General features: G+C 44.3%; 11 protein-coding genes. 6 read left to right on the forward strand and 5 right to left on the reverse strand.

Annotated features, from left to right (window positions below; translation table 11 throughout):
- The first annotated feature begins 83 nt into the window (after nt 1–83).
- Nucleotides 84–1,517 (forward strand): serine-type D-Ala-D-Ala carboxypeptidase, encoded by a 1,434-nt coding sequence (dacB, locus tag ACFI6G_RS10095; protein WP_102392501.1) that lies wholly within the window; start codon nt 84–86, stop codon nt 1,515–1,517.
- Nucleotides 1,518–1,643: 126 nt separating this feature from the next.
- Here the strand turns inward: dacB and ACFI6G_RS10100 are convergent, their stop codons facing one another.
- Complete coding sequence (locus ACFI6G_RS10100; RefSeq protein WP_016790778.1) at nt 1,644–2,489, reverse strand: magnesium transporter; 846 nt, start codon at nt 2,487–2,489, stop codon at nt 1,644–1,646.
- 424 nt (nt 2,490–2,913) lie between these two features.
- Nucleotides 2,914–4,101, reverse strand: coding sequence for a tyrosine--tRNA ligase (gene tyrS, locus ACFI6G_RS10105; protein WP_004734518.1), 1,188 nt, complete (start codon nt 4,099–4,101; stop codon nt 2,914–2,916).
- Nucleotides 4,102–4,230: 129 nt separating this feature from the next.
- Between tyrS and ACFI6G_RS10110 the strand changes: the two genes are divergently transcribed.
- The gene (locus ACFI6G_RS10110; protein ID WP_010436072.1) at nt 4,231–5,520 is read left to right on the forward strand and encodes a peptidoglycan DD-metalloendopeptidase family protein; all 1,290 of its coding nucleotides are present in this window, start codon (nt 4,231–4,233) and stop codon (nt 5,518–5,520) included.
- A 72-nt stretch (nt 5,521–5,592) separates the two neighbouring features.
- On the opposite strand, the gene ACFI6G_RS10115 is transcribed toward ACFI6G_RS10110, so the two are convergent.
- The 3 genes from ACFI6G_RS10115 to erpA form a co-directional block, all read right to left on the reverse strand.
- Entirely contained in the window at nt 5,593–8,706 is a 3,114-nt protein-coding gene (locus ACFI6G_RS10115; RefSeq protein ID WP_462710263.1) for an efflux RND transporter permease subunit, read from the reverse strand.
- Between the two features lie 10 nt (nt 8,707–8,716).
- Nucleotides 8,717–9,841 (reverse strand): efflux RND transporter periplasmic adaptor subunit, encoded by a 1,125-nt coding sequence (locus ACFI6G_RS10120; RefSeq protein WP_016787802.1) that lies wholly within the window; start codon nt 9,839–9,841, stop codon nt 8,717–8,719.
- 341 nt (nt 9,842–10,182) lie between these two features.
- The gene (gene erpA / locus ACFI6G_RS10125; protein WP_004734539.1) at nt 10,183–10,524 is read right to left on the reverse strand and encodes an iron-sulfur cluster insertion protein ErpA; all 342 of its coding nucleotides are present in this window, start codon (nt 10,522–10,524) and stop codon (nt 10,183–10,185) included.
- Nucleotides 10,525–10,820: 296 nt separating this feature from the next.
- Between erpA and hemL the strand changes: the two genes are divergently transcribed.
- The 4 genes from hemL to ACFI6G_RS10145 all read left to right on the forward strand — a co-directional run bounded on the left by hemL (nt 10,821) and on the right by ACFI6G_RS10145 (nt 18,283).
- On the forward strand, nt 10,821–12,116 hold the full coding sequence (hemL, locus tag ACFI6G_RS10130; protein WP_010436060.1) for a glutamate-1-semialdehyde 2,1-aminomutase: 1,296 nt from the start codon (nt 10,821–10,823) through the stop codon (nt 12,114–12,116).
- 342 nt (nt 12,117–12,458) lie between these two features.
- Nucleotides 12,459–13,544, forward strand: coding sequence for an AI-2E family transporter (locus tag ACFI6G_RS10135; RefSeq protein WP_009847558.1), 1,086 nt, complete (start codon nt 12,459–12,461; stop codon nt 13,542–13,544).
- A 110-nt stretch (nt 13,545–13,654) separates the two neighbouring features.
- A complete protein-coding gene (rsmC, locus tag ACFI6G_RS10140; protein WP_010436055.1) occupies nt 13,655–14,677 on the forward strand; it encodes a 16S rRNA (guanine(1207)-N(2))-methyltransferase RsmC in 1,023 nt (340 codons plus the stop codon).
- A 216-nt stretch (nt 14,678–14,893) separates the two neighbouring features.
- Nucleotides 14,894–18,283 carry a response regulator gene (locus tag ACFI6G_RS10145; protein ID WP_010436052.1) on the forward strand — a complete coding sequence of 1,130 codons (3,390 nt, stop codon included), beginning with the start codon at nt 14,894–14,896 and terminating at the stop codon, nt 18,281–18,283.
- Nucleotides 18,284–18,646 lie beyond the last annotated feature (363 nt).

An 18,646-nucleotide genomic window follows, 5' to 3' on the forward strand; every position in this document is an offset into this window, starting at 1 on the left:
TGAGAATCAAAACGCCCGCTCTCTAGCGGGCGTTTTTTATATCTGTATACTAAAAACATCAGCCATCCAAGAAAAAATCTTCTATGCGCCTTCTATCCACTCTACTTCTATGTGGCTTATCACTTGGTAGTTACTCACTTACCACTTTCGCCTACGCCCCTTTAAATAAACTGCCTGATGGCAGTAGCACAAGTCTAATCTTGGAATCCTTGAGTGGTGATTCAAATGAAATAAGCATCAACATTGATGGTTTTTATCCACCAGCCAGCACCTTAAAACTGGTCACCGCTTTGGCAGCAAAGTTGGAATTGGGGGATGACTTTCACTATACGACCAGCATAGCTCGTTCTAATAAAGATGTTGTGATCTCATTCAGCGGTGACCCAACGCTACAACGAGAGCAGTTAAAAAGGCTTTTAGCTCAATATGCTAAATCACAATCTAAAACTATTAACGGTAACCTGTATCTCGATAACTCAGCTTATACGGGCTATCAACGAGCGGTGGGGTGGCCTTGGGACATTCTAGGCGTTTGTTACAGCGCACCTTCTAGCGCGATGACGTTAGACAGTAACTGCGCACAAGCCTCTATTTATACAAAAGATAACGGCAGCACTCGAGTCTATATTCCCGCCCACTATCCGATAGACGTGACAACCACCGCAACCACCGTAACTAGCTCAGGGCAGAAGGCGACACAATGCGACTTAGAGCTCATTACCACTCCAGACAACGCTTACAAGCTCTCTGGTTGCTTAGTAGAGCGTAAGAAGCCACTACCACTCAAGTTTGCGATTCAAAACCCCGAGCTTTATACCTATCAAGTCGTGACCTCACTGCTTAAAGAGCTGAAAATTCAAGTTAAAGGCGATGTGATTGTTGGTAAAAAAGCTAAAGCAGGCAAAACTACGTTAGTCGCGAGCCACCATTCTGAAAAGCTTCCTGAACTGCTCGATACCATGTTGAAGAAATCAGACAACCTAATCGCAGACAACCTGACCAAAACACTGGGTGCAACGTTTTATGTCCAGCCTGGTAGTTTCAATAACGGCACCGAAGCGATAAAACAGATATTACTGACCAAGGCCAACATTGACCTAAACAAAGCACAGTTGGTTGATGGCTCAGGGTTATCGAGGAATAATCGCATGACCTCGCAAGCTATGGCTCAGGTTCTGCGTTACATCTGGGATAACGACAAACAGCTCAACCTGATTGAGGCTATGCCTATATCTGGCACTAATGGAACGCTCAAGTACCGTCAGAGTATGAGAAAAGCACCAATCCAAGGTAATATTATTGCGAAAAGTGGGTCTTTGTACGGTAGCTACAACATGGCAGGTTTTGGTTTAGATAAAGCGGGCAATCCAAACTCTCTGTTTGTACAGTTTGTCCGTGATTACTTCCCTAAAGAGCAAGATCCAGAAAAACCTGTAGAAGCACCAATCACCCAGTTTGAACGAGCTTTCTACAAAGGTGTGGTCGAATTCAGTCAAACACAAAGCAAATCTAAGTAATGTTTAGCTCTCTGTAAGCTTCTACTTAAACAATAAAAATGGCGCTGAAGATCGTATGATCTTCAGCGCCATTTTTGTTTCTAAGGTGTTTTTAGCTATTTTTATAGGTGCCTATTTTTATAGGAGCTAAGCGATACCGAGGAATGAGTTAACGACTGTAAAATAAATCCACATCCCTGAAATATCGACAATCGAAGCTAGTACAGGGCTCACCAATACTGCAGGATCTAACTTGAATAACCTTGCGACAATCGGCAATCCACCCCCAAGCACCGTTGAGATCGTCACCTGAATAAACAGCGCTACCGCAATCGCTAATGCAATCATATTGATGTCATGACCACCTGTCGATTGGTTGTCACTAAACAGTAAGATGCGACCTATCATCACCACTGCAATCGCTAAAGCTAAACAGATAGCAACTCTAAACTCTTTCCATAGAACGTTAGCCCATTGACGTTTCTTCAGTTCACCAGTAGCTAAAGCTCTGATCACCAAAGTCGCGGCTTGTGTTCCGGTGTTACCACCCGCAGCAGCGATCACCGGCATATAGATAGCCAAAAGTACTAGCTGACTGAGGATGTCTTCATACTGGGCAATGATAAGCCCTGAGACGATTCCCAATAGTGCTAACGCAATAATCCAACCAATACGCTGCCTAACGTGGCTAAGCACTCCAGTTGAAAGGTAACCTTGTTGAGGTTCAACCTCTGAGTAGATCAGCCCTAGTTGGTGAGCTAGATGTCGAGAGCGTTTCTCAAAGCCCTGTTCTTCTAGCTCACTAAGTAAAGTCTGAATAATACTGAGAGAGCATTGCCCAAGTACTAACACCGCATCTTCAAGTGGCATACGGTTCAAAAGGTTAATTTGTTGCTCACGTCCGTACTGTTGAAAGGCATTAGATACAGCTTGGATGTCTTTCTCTGAGTACAGAGCTTCAATAGATAAAAAAGTGTTGTTCATTACCGTCATGGCGAATCTCCCGATTGGCAAAGGTAACGACCATCAAAACAAATAGCTTATAGCGAGTACACCAAGAGCATTTAACTCGTGTATCAAGAGCGTATAGCCCGTATATCAGGAGCGTATAGCTAAGCGCACCAAGAGCTTAAAGCGCTAATGTGTCTACTTGTTAGAATCTAGTGTGTGGAAAAGAATGAGGGGGAAAACAAAGATACCCTACCTGAACGGCAGGACAATAGATCAATACCGAGACAGGTTATTCTTCTCCATTCAAACTAGGAGGATGGTCGGTATTGTTCATAAAAATCTCCAGAATTACTGTCAATATGACAGCGCGCATAGTGTAGCAATGCACGTTCAAAAACTTCGTCAACTTTGTGTCAATAAAAAAGGCATCCGTGGATGCCTTTTGTTCAATTATTGATGTGCATTATTACTTAATAGTAATACGAGCAAACTTACGCTTACCTACTTGGTAAACTGCAGTACCTGCTTCAGGTACGAATTTGCTGTCTTCAATCTTCTCGCCTTCAAGCTTAGCAGCACCTTGCTTGATCATACGCATCGCATCAGAAGTAGAGTTTACAAGACCCGCTTCTTTTAGAACGTTAGCAATCGGTAAGCCTGCTTCGAATTCGAATTCAGGCATTTCGTCTGGTACTTGATTCTTAGCAAAACGGTTAACGAACTCTTGCTCAGCCGCTTCTGCATCCGCTTCACTGTGGAAACGAGCAATGATCTCTTTCGCTAGCAGTACTTTAACGTCACGAGGGTTTTTGCCCGCCTCAACGCCAGCTTTCAGTTCCGCAACTTCTTCAAGTGGACGGAAAGACAGTAGCTCGTAGTAGCTCCACATTAGATCGTCAGAGATAGACATGATCTTACCAAACATCTCGCTTGGTGCTTCGCTAATACCGATGTAGTTGTGCGCAGACTTAGACATCTTCTTAACGCCGTCTAGACCTACAAGTAATGGCATCATCAGTACCGCTTGTGGTTTTTGACCTGCTGCTTTTTGCAGCTCACGACCCATTAGAAGGTTAAACTTCTGGTCAGTACCACCAAGCTCAACATCACTCTCTAGTGCAACAGAGTCGTGACCTTGTAGAAGTGGGTACATGAATTCGTGGATTGCGATCGGTTGACCACCAGCGTAACGCTTTTTAAAGTCATCACGCTCAAGCATACGAGCAACAGTTTGGTTAGAAGCAAGACGAATCATACCTTCAGCGCCAAGCTCAGATAGCCACTCAGAGTTGAAACGAATTTGCGTTTTCGCAGGGTCTAGAATCTTGAATACTTGCTCTTTGTAAGTTTCAGCATTCTTCAATACGTCTTCACGGCTTAGCGGTGGACGCGTTGAGTTCTTACCCGATGGGTCACCAACCATTGCAGTGAAATCACCGATAAGGAATGTCACTTCATGACCAAGCTCTTGGAAAGCACGAAGCTTGTTAAAGATAACCGTATGGCCTAGGTGGATATCTGGAGCAGTTGGATCGGCACCCAGTTTAATGCGTAAAGGACGACCTTCTTTTAATTTAGCAATCAGTTCGTCTTCTGGAATCAGTTCTTCTACGCCACGTTTGATCTCGGCTAGTGCAGCTTCAATACTCGCCATTCTTGTTCACTCCCACAGATTTGGCAAAAATATAATAATTAGACATCTTACTTGAATAGCGATGTATTTTGAAACCAGTTACACTATTCCGTCGTCTATTTTCATAATATTTACTGAACGAACCGGAACATGTTGTCTATTTTTGCACGCCTTCCTATTTTGCACCGGGCTTTTATCGCATTTTTTAGTGCCGTAATTTTCGTCGCGATTTTCTTACTACCCGATGTCAGCAGTTTACGTGACGATACGGGCGCTTTAGTGGTGGGGAAACATTACCCACTCACGATCAATGCATCGGCGCTTGTGAGTTCGAGTGATGCTCCGCCAACAGCTGTGCTTAGCTGGGAGAGATATACCGTTCGTTCAGGTGAAAGTACCTCGGTTTTATTCGAGCGAATTGGCCTCTCATACCGCCTGTTAATCACCCTACTCAATACCAACAATGATATTAAGAAACAGCTATCAAATCTAAGACCTGGCGACGTATTACAGTTCGGCTTCGATGAAAACAACGACCTTATTCAATTAAAACGACAACTTAGTGCGTTTGAAAGCTTTAAGATCACTAAGTCTGGTGATTCATTCTCCTCTAGCCTCGACAAAAAAGAAGTGGCCTACCAATACAATTATGCCGAAGCCAACATCACCTCTAACTTTTGGAATGCAGGCGTCAGTGCAGGCCTAACTGCAAACCAAATTATGGAATTGGCGGGGATCTTCGGTTGGGATATCGATTTTGCATTGGATATTCGTAAAAATGACAGCTTCAAAATCTTGTATCAAGAGAAAGTAGTAGAAGGTGAAGTGATTGGCCGCGGTAAGATTATGGCGGCTGTATTCAAAAACCAAGGTGATTCGTTTACTGCGGTATTGGATGATAAGAGTGGCAACTATTTCGATGAGAACGGTCGCGCAATGAAGAAAGCCTTTCTACGCTCACCGATTGATTTCCGTCGTGTAACATCGAATTTTAACCCAAACAGAAAACACCCAGTAACAGGCAAGGTTCGAGCTCATCGAGGTACAGACTACGCAGCCCCTGTAGGTACACCTATCTGGGCGGCCGGTGACGGCATCGTTCAGAAATCAGGTTACAACCAATTTAATGGTAACTACGTGTTCATTCGACACAGCAACACCTACATCACCAAGTACCTGCACATGAAGCGACGCATGGTTAAGGCTGGCCAGCGCGTAAAACAAGGCCAAACCATTGGTACCTTGGGTGGTACAGGTCGAGTGACGGGCCCGCACTTACACTATGAATTTTTGGTCAATGGTGTACATAAAAATGCGCGAACCGTGAAATTGCCTCAATCTAAGTCGTTAACAGGTAAAGCAAAAGCAACATTTATTGCGAACTCAGAGATTCGACTGAATAACCTTGAGCGATACGGCCAGTTGCTCGCGACTAATTAGGTTAAGAACCCTATAAGCCAACGAAAAGAGCGCCCACCAAGGCGCTCTTTTTTATTTCCGTCGAACCTGTACTTATCGTTCATCGTCGTTGCTTTGGAGTATATCGGGTTTATTATCTCGCCCTAGCATCAGCAAACAGGGCGTCAGCACCAAGGTTAGTACCGTTGCAAATGCCAAACCTCCAGCAATAGCCGTAGCGAGTTGCGACCACCATTGCGTGCTCGGTGCACCAAACTCAATTTTTTGGTTAATCAAATCGATGTTCATCTCCAACACCATAGGCATCAAGCCTAAAATGGTGGTAACCGTGGTCAGCATTACTGGCCTTAAACGCTGAACTCCCGTTCTGAGAATCGCATCTCGCTTCTCCAAGCCGCGCTTTATCAGTTGGTTATAGGTATCAATCAACACGATATTGTTGTTTACCACAATTCCGGCCAATGCAATCACCCCAATACCAGACATCACTATACCAAACGGACGTTGGAAGATAAGCAAACCAACAAACACGCCAACCGTTGAGAACAACACCGCGCTAAGAATCAAAAATGCTTGGTAGAAGCTATTAAATTGAGTAATCAGAATCAAAGCCATTACCGCCAAAGCGACTAAGAAAGCACTTTGTAAGAAAGCAGAAGAATTTTCTTGCTCTTCATTTTGACCTCGGATACGGAACTCAACGCTACTCGGTAAGCCCAACTCGCTTAACGCTTGCTCGATCTTCGGCAGTTCAAGCGCAAGGTTATAGCCCTCTTCCATATCCGCCATGATATTCACCACACGCTTTCCATCAAGACGCTTAATCGTGTCTTGCTTGTGGTCGGGAATAATCTGCGCGAAGTTGGTAATCGGAACAAGACCAGCCGGTGTTTTGACTCTTAACTGGTCAAAGCGGCCAATGTCTCTCTTATCATTCGGATAACGCACTAAGATATCGACCTCTTCTGATGAATCATCAGGAAGGTAATCACCGATCTTTAATCCATTAGTCACAAACTGAACGGTATTACCCACCAAGGTAGCATCAGCCGAAAAACGCGCAGCATCATCTCGGCGAATATCCACCTTCCAGTCGATCCCGTCTTTGCTTGCAGTGTCGCTGATATTGGTCAGTGCTTGATTACCATCCGCCCAGTTTCTGACGATCTTTGCCGCTTGATTAAGCTGCTCTGGCGTCTTGGCCGAAAGCTCAATCACTAAGTCATTCTCAACCGGAGGCCCTGCATCTGGAAACTTATATTCAATCTCAACACCAGCGTATTGATCGGTTTGCACCTTTAACTCTTCAATGATCGCCTTAACACTGCGGCGGTATTGCCAATCAACGGGAGTAATCGATATCAAACCAATCTGGTCATCACCGCCAGTACGTGTGTAAACCGTGTCAAACTCATCATGATTGAGCATCTTTCGTTCAATATCGCGCATGATCAAATCTTTTTCTTGAATAGACAGATCACCATGAGATCGAACTTTAACGTTGAAGAATGGAGGGTCAACCTCTGGGAAAAACTCTGCACCGAGCCCTGCCTTTGAGTAGGTAAAACCAACTGCGATAGATAATACAATCGCACTAACAAGAATCTTAAACGGATGTTCAATAGCAATCGATAGTGTCTGGTAATACGCTTTAGTTAAACCTGTTGCTTGTGAGAAGTCACCATTGTGTAGTGCTACCATTCGAGCTTGGTTTTTAGGGGAAACGTATTGAGGTTTACCGATCAAGCCGCCTAGAACTGGAACAAACAGCAACGCCATAATCAATGAAGCAGTTAACGTGGCAATCAATGTTAATGGTAGGAACTTCATGAACTCTCCCGTCACATCTGGCCAAAACAGTAACGGAGCAAACGCAGCTAAGGTCGTTGCCGTTGATGCCGTTATTGGCCACGCCATACGTTTCGCAGCATCTCTGTAAGCGGCTTTACGCCCTTCACCTTCTTGCATTCGCCTGTCGGCAAATTCGGTAACCACAATTGCGCCATCGACCAACATACCCACTGCCATGATCAAAGAGAACAGCACCACGATGTTGACGGTTAGACCAAACACAGACAACACCAACAATCCCGTGAGGAACGATCCAGGAATTGAAATTCCGACCAATAGAGCGGTTCGAACACCAAGAATGGAGATGATCACGATCACCACTAAAATGATGGCGGATAAGATATTGTTTTGCAGATCGTTGAGCATGATCTTCACATCTTTAGATTCATCCCAAGTGTATTTGACCAAAAGGTTATTTGGCCATTCAGCTTGCTGCTGAGCACCTGCCATTACTGCCTTGACTAGCTCAACGGTTTCAATGATGTTTTCACCCGCTCGCTTCTTTATATCCAAGACAACCGCGGATTTGCCATCTAAACGGGCAAAGCTTTCAGGATCTCGAAACGCTCGGCGAACCGTAGCCACATCGCCAAAGGTCACGACCTGTTTACCATCCACTTTGATTGGCAACTCAAGTACGTCTTTTAAGGAGTTAAACACAGAAGGGACTTTGACAGAAAAACGCCCGTAACCCGTATCAACAAAACCGGCCGCTACTACTCGGTTATTCAAGGCGATCAGGTTATAGATATCCGCTTGATCTAGGCTATAGCTTTCCATCAATAACGGATCAACGATGATTTCAACGATGTCATCACGATCGCCTGCAATATCCACTTCTAGAATTTGGCGATAGCTTTCTAATTTATCTCCAACCTCTCGCGCAATTTGCACAATGGTACGTTCGGGAACAGTACCAAATAGCACAACAGACAAAACTGGTTGTTCAGATGCGAGTGTTACTTCATTTACGGTCGGTTCATCGCTGTCTTCTGGCAACTTGGGTTTGGCCAAATCGACAGCATCGCGCACATCCGCCATCGCCTTGGTAAGATCGACGCCAACATTAAACTCTAACACCACAGAGGCGTGCCCTTCTGCTGCGGTTGCTGTCATCTCTTTTACGCCTTCTATTGACCTAAGCTCTTGCTCAATAGGTCGAACCAATAAACGTTCTGCATCCGTTGGCGAGATCCCTTGGTGCCCGACAGAAACATAAATAATTGGGATGGTAATATCGGGGCTCGACTCCTTGGGTATCGTAATGTAAGTCACTGCACCTGCGACAAGAATTAGCGCCAATAACGAAAGCATTGTTCGTACACGAGACAAGGCTGCATCAATAATTGAATACATCGGCTATCTCCTACTCAGCTTTCGCTTTAGAAAGTTCAGTACTTTGCTCGATAGCAATCACTGAATCACCATCACGTACAAAGCCTTGCCCAACCGTAATGATATCAACTTGTTGGCCTAGCCCAGTAAGCCAGACTCCATCTTGTTCTGCCTTTACTAATTGGATGCCCACAAACTTCACCATTGGTGAGTCACTAGCAGAGACCAAGGTTTTGACCCCGAGGTTACCCGCCTCATCCAATGCCAGCATCGCCGGTGTTATCTTGATTGCGTCTCTTGTTTCTAGATTGAGGGTTACTTCAGCACTGACACCGGCAGGTAACAGACCATCGGAGTTATCGATTTCAATCTCAATTGGGAAGGTATTGGTTGAGGCCGAAGATATTCGAGAGACGTAACGCAGCCGACCTTCCGCTTCTTCTCTTCCTAACAAACGGACCAAAGCAGATTGATTGACTAACAGGTGTTGGATATGGCGCTCACTGACATCAGCCTCAATAACCAGAGGATCAAGGTCAATCACGCCCGCGACTGGATCGCCAACCCCAACGAAATCACCCAATTCGACCATCAAATCCTGAACCACACCCGAAAAAGGCGAGGTAATTACAGTATTTTTTAAAGCCAACTCCGCATTGCGCATTATGGCTTTTGCTTCAGTTAAGGATGCCTCAGCGGTGGTGTAGGCGATCTCACCTTGCAGACCTCTTTTCTTCAGTGACTGCGCCGCTTTGAACTCTTTCTGCTTCAAGCGATATAACGCAGATGCTCGCTCTAGTTGAATCTCTAAATCACCTTTATCTATCTGGGCAATGGCTTGTCCTGCTTTAACCATATCCCCCTTAACAACATTCAATCTGACAATCTTGCCCGCGACTTCTGCACCTAGACGAGCATGCCGATCGGGCGCCGTTCTTCCATAGAGATCAATCGTTTTAAAGGTCGGTGATGAGGTGAATGTTTGAAAGGATACCTTTGCCAACGGAATTTCTGTCGACTTTTTTGCCGGCGACTCTTCCGCTTGCCCGACTCCTAAGCCAAGCCAGATCGACAATAAAATCACAAGAGCAAGTGAAACTAACCAAGGCTGCGTGAACTTTTGAGAAAGCGATGAGCCAGAAAAGTGAGTAGACATACCAAATCCTTTTGTGCCATGTGGTTTAGGTGTGCGATTTTATTGCACAACGTAATGTACAACATCCTGATGCACAAAGAGTTACCTTAACAGAGCAACACCGATCGAAGTTGGACGCTATCGACAATTTAAAAAATATGGCGTTTACTATAATTCAAACTGATGAGATAAATATTACACATCGAATTTGTAAATATTTTCATAAGCTAAACGAATTGAATAGATTAGCTTACTCTCTGTTTTATATAATGATTTTCTTATAAACAAAAACGCCGAACATAAGTTCGGCGTTTACAGTATTTCCAAGATAACTTTTAACTCAAGTTAACTTTCGAGCCAGCCTATACGCTAAATGATGCGCCACAACCACATGTTGTTGTTGCATTAGGGTTGTTTACAAAGAAACGTGCGCCTTCTAGGCCTTCAGTGTAATCAACCATGCCGCCCATTAAGTACTGTAGGCTCATAGGGTCAACAACTAGCGTTACACCGCTGTTTACAATCGTAGTGTCGCCATCATTTACTTTTTCATCAAATGTGAAGCCGTATTGGAAGCCACTACAACCACCACCTGTAATGTATACACGTAGTTTTAGTTCTGGGTTTTCTTCTTCAGCAATTAGCGTTTGTACGCGGGTAGCTGCTGCATCAGAAAAAGACAATGGGATATTTACTTCGCTCACGACAACCTCTCTTACCTGTGTCAAAAACAACATGATACAAATCTAATTCGAGACCATAGTTGTTGAGTATTTTCTTATATTCTGATGATTATCTAATACCTGACTGAAACGTTCAAGTATTCACCACCGGATCGGTCCTTTTACTGCTGTAAACTCGCTAATATCTAACAATTAAAACGTGTAACCACACAAAACAACCAGATTCGGGTGATTATCTGGGCGAAAGCATTCCTACTTGGATTGTGGATAGGTACAATGCGTGCCAATTGGTCCGACAGTCAAAAGAGGATATATCAATGACCAAATCAGCAGAGCTATACGAAAAAGCACAGCAAACTATTCCTGGTGGCGTAAACTCTCCAGTTCGTGCATTCAATGGCGTAGGTGGTTCTCCAATCTTCGTTGAACGCGCTGACGGCCCACTTATTTTTGATGCTGATGGTAAAGCGTATATCGACTACGTTGGCTCTTGGGGTCCAATGATCCTTGGTCACAACCACGCTGTTATTCGTGATGCTGTGATTGCAGCAGCTCAACGCGGCCTTAGCTTCGGTGCTCCAACCGAAACTGAAATCAAAATGGCTGAACTTGTATCTGAGATGGTTCCATCGATGGAACAGCTACGTATGGTGAGCTCAGGTACAGAAGCAACAATGAGTGCGATTCGTCTAGCTCGTGGTTTCACTGGTCGTGACAAAATTCTTAAGTTTGAAGGCTGCTACCACGGCCACGCAGACAGCCTACTTGTAAAAGCAGGTTCTGGTGCACTGACTTTAGGTCAACCAAGCTCTCCTGGCGTACCAGCTGATTTTGCGAAACTAACACTAACAGCAACCTTCAATAATCTAGATTCAGTTCGTGAAATCTTCGCAGCAAACAAAGGCGAGATCGCTTGTATCATCGTAGAGCCAGTAGCGGGCAACATGAACTGTATCCCTCCTGTCGAAGGCTTCCACGAAGGTCTACGTGAAATCTGTGACCAAGAAGGTGCATTGCTAATCTTTGATGAAGTAATGACAGGTTTCCGCGTTGCTGAAGGTTGTGCTCAGGCTTACTACAACATCAAGCCAGACCTAACGTGTCTTGGTAAAGTGATTGGCGGCGGCATGCCAGTGGGTGCTTTCGGTGGCCGTAAAGATGTGATGCAATACATCGCACCAACGGGCCCTGTTTACCAAGCAGGTACGCTTTCAGGTAACCCTGTGGCAATGGCTGCTGGCTACGCATGTTTGAACCTTCTACGAGAAGAAGGCAACGAAAAGCGTCTAGCTTCAAAAACTAAGCAGTTGGCAAAAGGCTTCAAGCAACTTGCTGACAAGCACGGCATCCCAATGCTAGTTCATCAAGTGGGCGGTATGTTTGGTTTCTTCTTCACAGACCAAGAAACAGTAACCTGCTACGAAGATGTAACTAAGTGTGATGTAGAACGCTTCAAGCGCTTCTTCCACCTAATGCTAGATCACGGTGTTTACCTTGCACCTTCAGCATTCGAAGCAAGCTTTACTTCTCTTGCTCATGGTTCAAAAGAACTGGATGCAACACTAGAAGCGGCTGACCGCTCTCTTGCGATCATTGCTGCTGAAAGTAAATAATCGAAAGCACTTTATAAGTCGCTAACCGATTGAATTTAGGGCTGCATTAGATGTAGCCCTTTTTTATACATCGCGTTCATTAGCCACAAATATGACAGTTTTTTAGCCGTCAATTAAGGCTAAAGCTGAACCAAAAGCGATTAACGTTCCCAGAAAAGAAAAACCAACAGCATCAAGGTACCAAGGAACATTCTGAACCAAGGGATCTCTTTTTTTATTTGCTGTTCTTCGTCTTGGCATTTCTTATCTTTATTACAGCACCCCATAATCAAAACTCCTCATTGCTAACTCTCTGTTTTGCAGCCATTATAAACTCAGAACGCAAATATAGAGACCATTAACGTGTCAGAAAAACTCAAAATCAATACTAGCCACTGGGTGATCATCATTGCCCTACTTGCGGCGGCTTATGCTTGTTACTTGCTTATAGAGCCGTACGTCAACTCAATCGTGATGGCCTTTATCATTTCACTATTGATGTTCCCAATCCATGAGTGGCTTGAAAAGAAGATCCCTAATAAAGAAAACGTCGTTTCGCTACTTTCATGTGTAATCTTGACCTTTATTATTGTTATCCCTTTATTAGCCGTGTTTGCAGCGATTGTGCAGCAAGGCTCTTTGTTTTCTCAAAACACCTACCAATGGGTAACACATGGCGGCATTCAAACTCTATTTGCACACCCTTTGGTTGTTAAAGCCTTGTCGTTCGTCAACAACTACCTACCTTTTGACAACATTGAGCCCCAAGCCATCGCACAGAAAGTCGGTGAATTTGCGACCAGCTTCGGCTCAAAACTGGTTGGTATCAGTGCAAAAATCCTTGGTGATGCGACCAATTTCTTGATGGATTTCTTCTTGATGCTGTTTGTTCTGTTCTTCTTATTAAGAGATCACGACAAAATCATCAGTGTGGTTCGTCATATTCTGCCGCTGTCTCGTAGCCAAGAAGACAAACTTCTAACAGAGATAGAGCAAGTATCTAAATCAGCAGTAATGGGCTCATTCTTAACCGCCATCGCGCAAGGTTTTGCTGGCGGTTTAGGTATGTGGATTGCTGGTTTCCCAGGTCTATTCTGGGGCACTATGATGGGCTTTGCCTCTTTCATCCCAGTTGTGGGAACCGCATTAATCTGGATCCCAGCTGCAACTTACTTGTTCCTAACGGGTGATACCACGTGGGCAATTTTCCTAACGGTTTACTGTGTGGCGATCGTTGGTTCAATTGACAACCTTCTGCGTCCGCTGCTAATGCAAGGCAGCGCAGGCATGAATACCCTAATGATCTTCTTCTCACTGTTAGGTGGTATTCAACTGTTTGGCCTAATTGGTCTTATCTACGGCCCACTGATTTTTGCGATTACCATTGTTCTATTCAACATCTACGATGAAGAGTTTAAGGACTTTTTAAACCAACAAGACAAGAGTTAATCAACTGTTCGGCAACTTGGTTGGCGAACGAGTATTAAACACTTCAAGCTTTAGGCGGATTATGCGAAAATCCGCCCTCATTTTTTGCTAACGATTCAACAGAGTGTCCTATGTCAGCTTATATTGCCCCAAGCCAGATTGCTCAACGCCAACTCGCCTATTTTGAAGGCAAACATGTTTTAGTTGCAGGTGAGGCAGAAGACTTGTTCCCTGTTGAGTTAGCCAAGCATTGTGAATCTGTATCTGTATTCACCTCTAATTACAGCTACTACCGTCAGCTTGAAGGTTATAGCAGCATCCAACGCTTTTACGGTTCAGAGTTTACCGAAGAGACCGAAGCTGACTTAGTGATGCTGTACTGGCCAAAAGCCAAAGCGGAAGCAGAATTTTTGTTGGCGATGCTGTTTGCCAAGCTAGGCAAAGATACCGAGATCGTCGTGGTTGGTGAGAACCGTTCAGGCGTGAAAAGCATCGAGAAGATGTTTGCTCCTTACGGCAAAGTCGTTAAATACGATTCAGCACGTCGTTGCTCTTTCTACTGGGGTCAATGCTTCGAGCAACCACAAGCGTTCAACCTGCAAGACTGGTTTAAGACCTACACAGTTAACATTGATGAACAACCTCTGACGGTAAAAAGCCTGCCTGGCGTCTTCAGTCACGGTCAGTTCGATGTTGGTAGCCAACTTCTGTTGGATACCCTGCCAAAACTAAAAGGCAAAGTACTCGACTTTGGCTGTGGTGCAGGCGTACTGGGCGCAGTAATGGCATCTCGTCACCCTGATATCGATCTAGAAATGTGCGACATCAGTGCATTTGCCGTCGCATCAAGCCAAGCGACCCTCGAAGCGAATGGTTTAACGGGTAAAGTCTTCGCTTCAGATGTCTATTCTGATACTGCAGAAGACTACCAGTTCATCATCAGTAACCCACCATTCCATTCAGGTTTGGACACTAGCTACAGCGCGACTGAGACCTTACTTGCTCAGGCTCCTAAGCATTTGAAGCGTTCTGGTGAAATGATTATTGTTGCGAACAGTTTCTTAAAATATATTCCAATTATTGAACAGGCGTTTGGAAAATGCGCGACTCTAAATAAGACCACTAAATTCGCGATCTATCACGCAAACAAATAACCTATCTAGCACAGCGCAGGGTCATTATCTGCGCTGTCTGCTCATGTTTTTGTCAAAATTCTATAAAAATGAGCTTTTGCACACGCTTTAAATACCACTTACTTGTCAAAGTAAAAAAACTCGTTAATTTCGTTAAATTGGAACCCGTTAATTCTATTCTCTGTACTTGTTTTCGCCCCTTTTAGCAGTACATCAAAGGAAAGTAGTACCCAATTTATGTTTAGATTCTATCGTAAGCAGAAGTTTAAGCGCCTTCAAAATACCCTAATGTTGGCATTTCTTGTCCTCAGTATTACACCAGTGACACTTATCGCGATATTTTTCCTCCAATCGCACAGTCAGGATCTTCAGGAACAAAGCACCTCACACCTTGTTTCGGTTCGTGATACTAAGCAGCAGCAAATTGTCGATTACCTGCAAGCTCAAGAATCCCAAGTCATGGGCTTTGTTCGCTCAGAATTGGCCAATGCCAGTGGCGGACGCTTTTATGGTTTGATCAACGCCTTCCAGCGTCTCGGTTTAGATATTGACGAGGCACGTAGCAATGCTCAGCAACGCTACATCCAAGGCTCCGGCGATCAAATTAAAACATCGATTCTTCCAGAATCCAGCAGCTTTATAGGCAGTGAACGTTATCGTCTGCTGCACAAGCGCTACCATAACGCTTACCTAGAGCTGCTTAAACGCTCCGATTTTGACGATATCTTATTGGTTGATATTAACGGCAATGTGGCTTATTCGGTGTTTAAAAATGACGATTACGGCACCAATTTGCTGACTGGAAAATACAAAGATTCAAATCTCGGTGTTACCTTTCAACGCTTAGCAAAAGACGTAAAAGACAAACGTAAATCCAACGAAGATTACACGCCCGTTATTGTTTCCGACTTTAAAGACGAAGACGGAAAACAAACCGCATGGTTAGGTGCGCCTATCGTACAACAGGGCTATCTACACAGTTATGCGATGTTTAGACTACCGATTAACGGCATTACTAAGCTGATCGCCGATTTAAATAAGCGCTCAAATATTCAAACCCTTTTGGTTGGTGACGATCACTTGCCTCGCAGCCTTGCGCACTCTCAAGAGTCGATTAATTTGAGTTTGGATGTTGTCGATAAGGCACTTGCCGGTGAAACAGCCGTTGGGACGTTTGATAACACTCAAGATCAAGCGATCATCGCAGCCTACACTCCTATTGATCTTAAATACGCAACATGGGCTTTGGTCGTGGAACTTCCAGAAAAAGAAGCCTTTGCTCGTATTCATCAGCTAGAAAAGATCTTCGTGATCGTTATGCTAACAGCGATCATTCTTGTATTTGTCGCATCGCATTATCTGTCTAACTTTATCACTTCCCCACTACTTAAACTGACGTGGGCTGCCGAGAAAGTCTCGGCGGGAGATCTTGATGAAACCATGATCAATACAGAACGCAAAGATGAAATAGGTCGCTTGGCGATTAGTTTCGAAAGAATGCAGCGATCGATTCGTGAAAAGATGCAGCTGATCAAGAGCCAAAATGATGAACTAGAAGACAACCTTAAGACCATTCAAAAGCAAAACGAAGAGTTGCAACTGGCCAATAAACTGAAAGATGAGTTCTTAGCCACCACCTCACATGAATTGAGAACGCCATTGCATGGCATGGTTGGTATTGCTGAAGCGCTGATATCTGGTGCGAATGGTCCTATCCCTGCCAACCAGAAATACCAACTGGATATCATCATCAATAGTGGTCAGAGATTGGCAACATTGGTTGATGATCTGCTCGATTATCACAAAATGCGTTATGGCAGCTTGGACATTAAAAAGTCAGCGGTTGATTTGTCTGCTGCCACCAGCCTAGTGCTTGAGTTATCTCATCATCTATTAGGTAACAAGCCAATCCGCATTATCAACCAAGTTCCAAGTGATTTAGGGCTCGTTTCATCCGATCCTCAACGACTTGAGCAAGTCATGTATAACTTGGTTGGCAATGCTATCAAGTACACATCCGAAGGCAAGATTGTTATCTCAGCAAGCGTTATCGACGACAACATTCGTGTACAAGTTGTCGATACAGGTCAAGGTATCCCAGCAGAATACCTTGAACACATCTTTGAACCACTGATTCAAGCAGGCCAAGATTCAAGTAACTATCGCCAAGGTGCAGGGCTTGGGTTATCCATTAGCCGTCAGCTCATTGAACTAATGGGCGGCTCGTTGTACGTGAGTAGTCAACCAATGCTTGGGACAACCTTCAGCTTCACATTACCTCTAGCTACCCAACAAGAATTGGATAGTTACAATGAATCAGGGAGCTACTCACACTTCCAAGCCCCAGATTTAATTGATAACTCTCAGCAAGAAAACAGTGTTATCAACGAAGACCCTAATGGTCCGTTGTTAGTGATTGCTGACGATGAGCCAGTCAACCTGCGCGTGCTAGACAGCTTCTTAAAATTGGAAGGTTACCGAGTTCGTACCGCATGTGACGGCCCTGAAACCATTGAACTGATTGAGAAAGAGAAACCAGAGCTACTTCTGCTCGATATCATGATGCCAGGTATGAGCGGCTATCAGGTTTGTGAAGCACTTCGTAAGCGATACGATCATGCACAGTTACCAATCATCATGCTAACGGCACTCAACCAAGCAGAAGACCGTGTTCGAGGTTTCGAAGCAGGTGCCAATGACTATTTATCTAAACCGTTCAACAAACAAGAACTGGCCGCTCGAATTACAGCGCATCTATCAGCAAGTAAAGCCGAACAGAGACGCCTTGAAAACGACCAACTGCAACTGGAACTCAAGCATAGAGCTATGGTTGAAGCTAACCTGTTGGAAACTCAAGGTCGACTGCTAGAACAACTAGAATCAGCCCCTGAAGCCATTATATGTATTCGTGATGACCAACGTATTCGCTTCGCCAACGAAGCGGCAGCGAAACTATTTAGACGTGGGCAAGAACAACTCAAGCGTTCAATGGCCGACGAGATAATCGCGCCTAAATATCTTAAAGTGGAACAAGCCCATTACTGTGGTGATATTGATATCTACATAGATGACACACGTCAGCGCATACCAAGTGATATCCTTAAGCTACCTGAAGGCTCAGGGCTCGACACAATGTATATCTTTAATGTGGGTGGTGGTGTTAACTCAAACCGAGTTAATAATCTTGAAACCGCGGTTGAAGCACTTTCAAGCTACGCCTTTGAAGGTGACAAAGATAAACTACAACAGCTCAAGGAACTTGGCGGTGAGTTTACTCGCCTTGCTGATAAAGCGAGCGGTGAAGGTAAAAACAAACAAGAACTGATGCGTGAAGTACTAGTCGATGTCATGACTAATGCCATCATCTACTGGGAGTCTGTTACTGGTGAAACCAAGTTTGCCTTCGCAGAGAAAAGTGGGTTGTGGCGCGTCTATTTAGACCGCAGCACACTGCAAACTCGAACGCTAGACAAATACCTACGCGTCGAAACCCTACCGAAAACGCCTCGCTGGCGAACGGTACTAAGCTCAATCGAATTCATACTTGAGCACTGTAAAGAACAAACACCAGAAAGAACTCATATTGAGATGCTAAGGGATAAACTACAGAAACTACTGACTAGTTAACCTTGAAGTAAGATCACAACACTGTGAATCATGGAGCCCACCTAGCGTGGGCTTTTTTGTGAGTATCATTTGCGATAAAGCACAATAACGTCTATTCAAATACACTTCTTTCACGATATTAAACAAGCAAAATGACACGTTACTCAAGCTTAAACAATCACTAGTTCAACCGCTATTTTTAAGCTTATTCTTGGCTGAATTTCACTATTCCCCTACTCTTTGTTGCAGTTTGAGAAGCGAGTCACAACAGAACGGCAGATTTAATTTTCTAGAGAAATTTAACGTAAAATTAGCAAGTGACCAAGATCTACAATTACATCAAAACCAAACAACCCCCTATAATAAAATGAACCTCAAGTAAGT

This window comes from Vibrio sp. PSi01 (assembly GCF_054960695.1).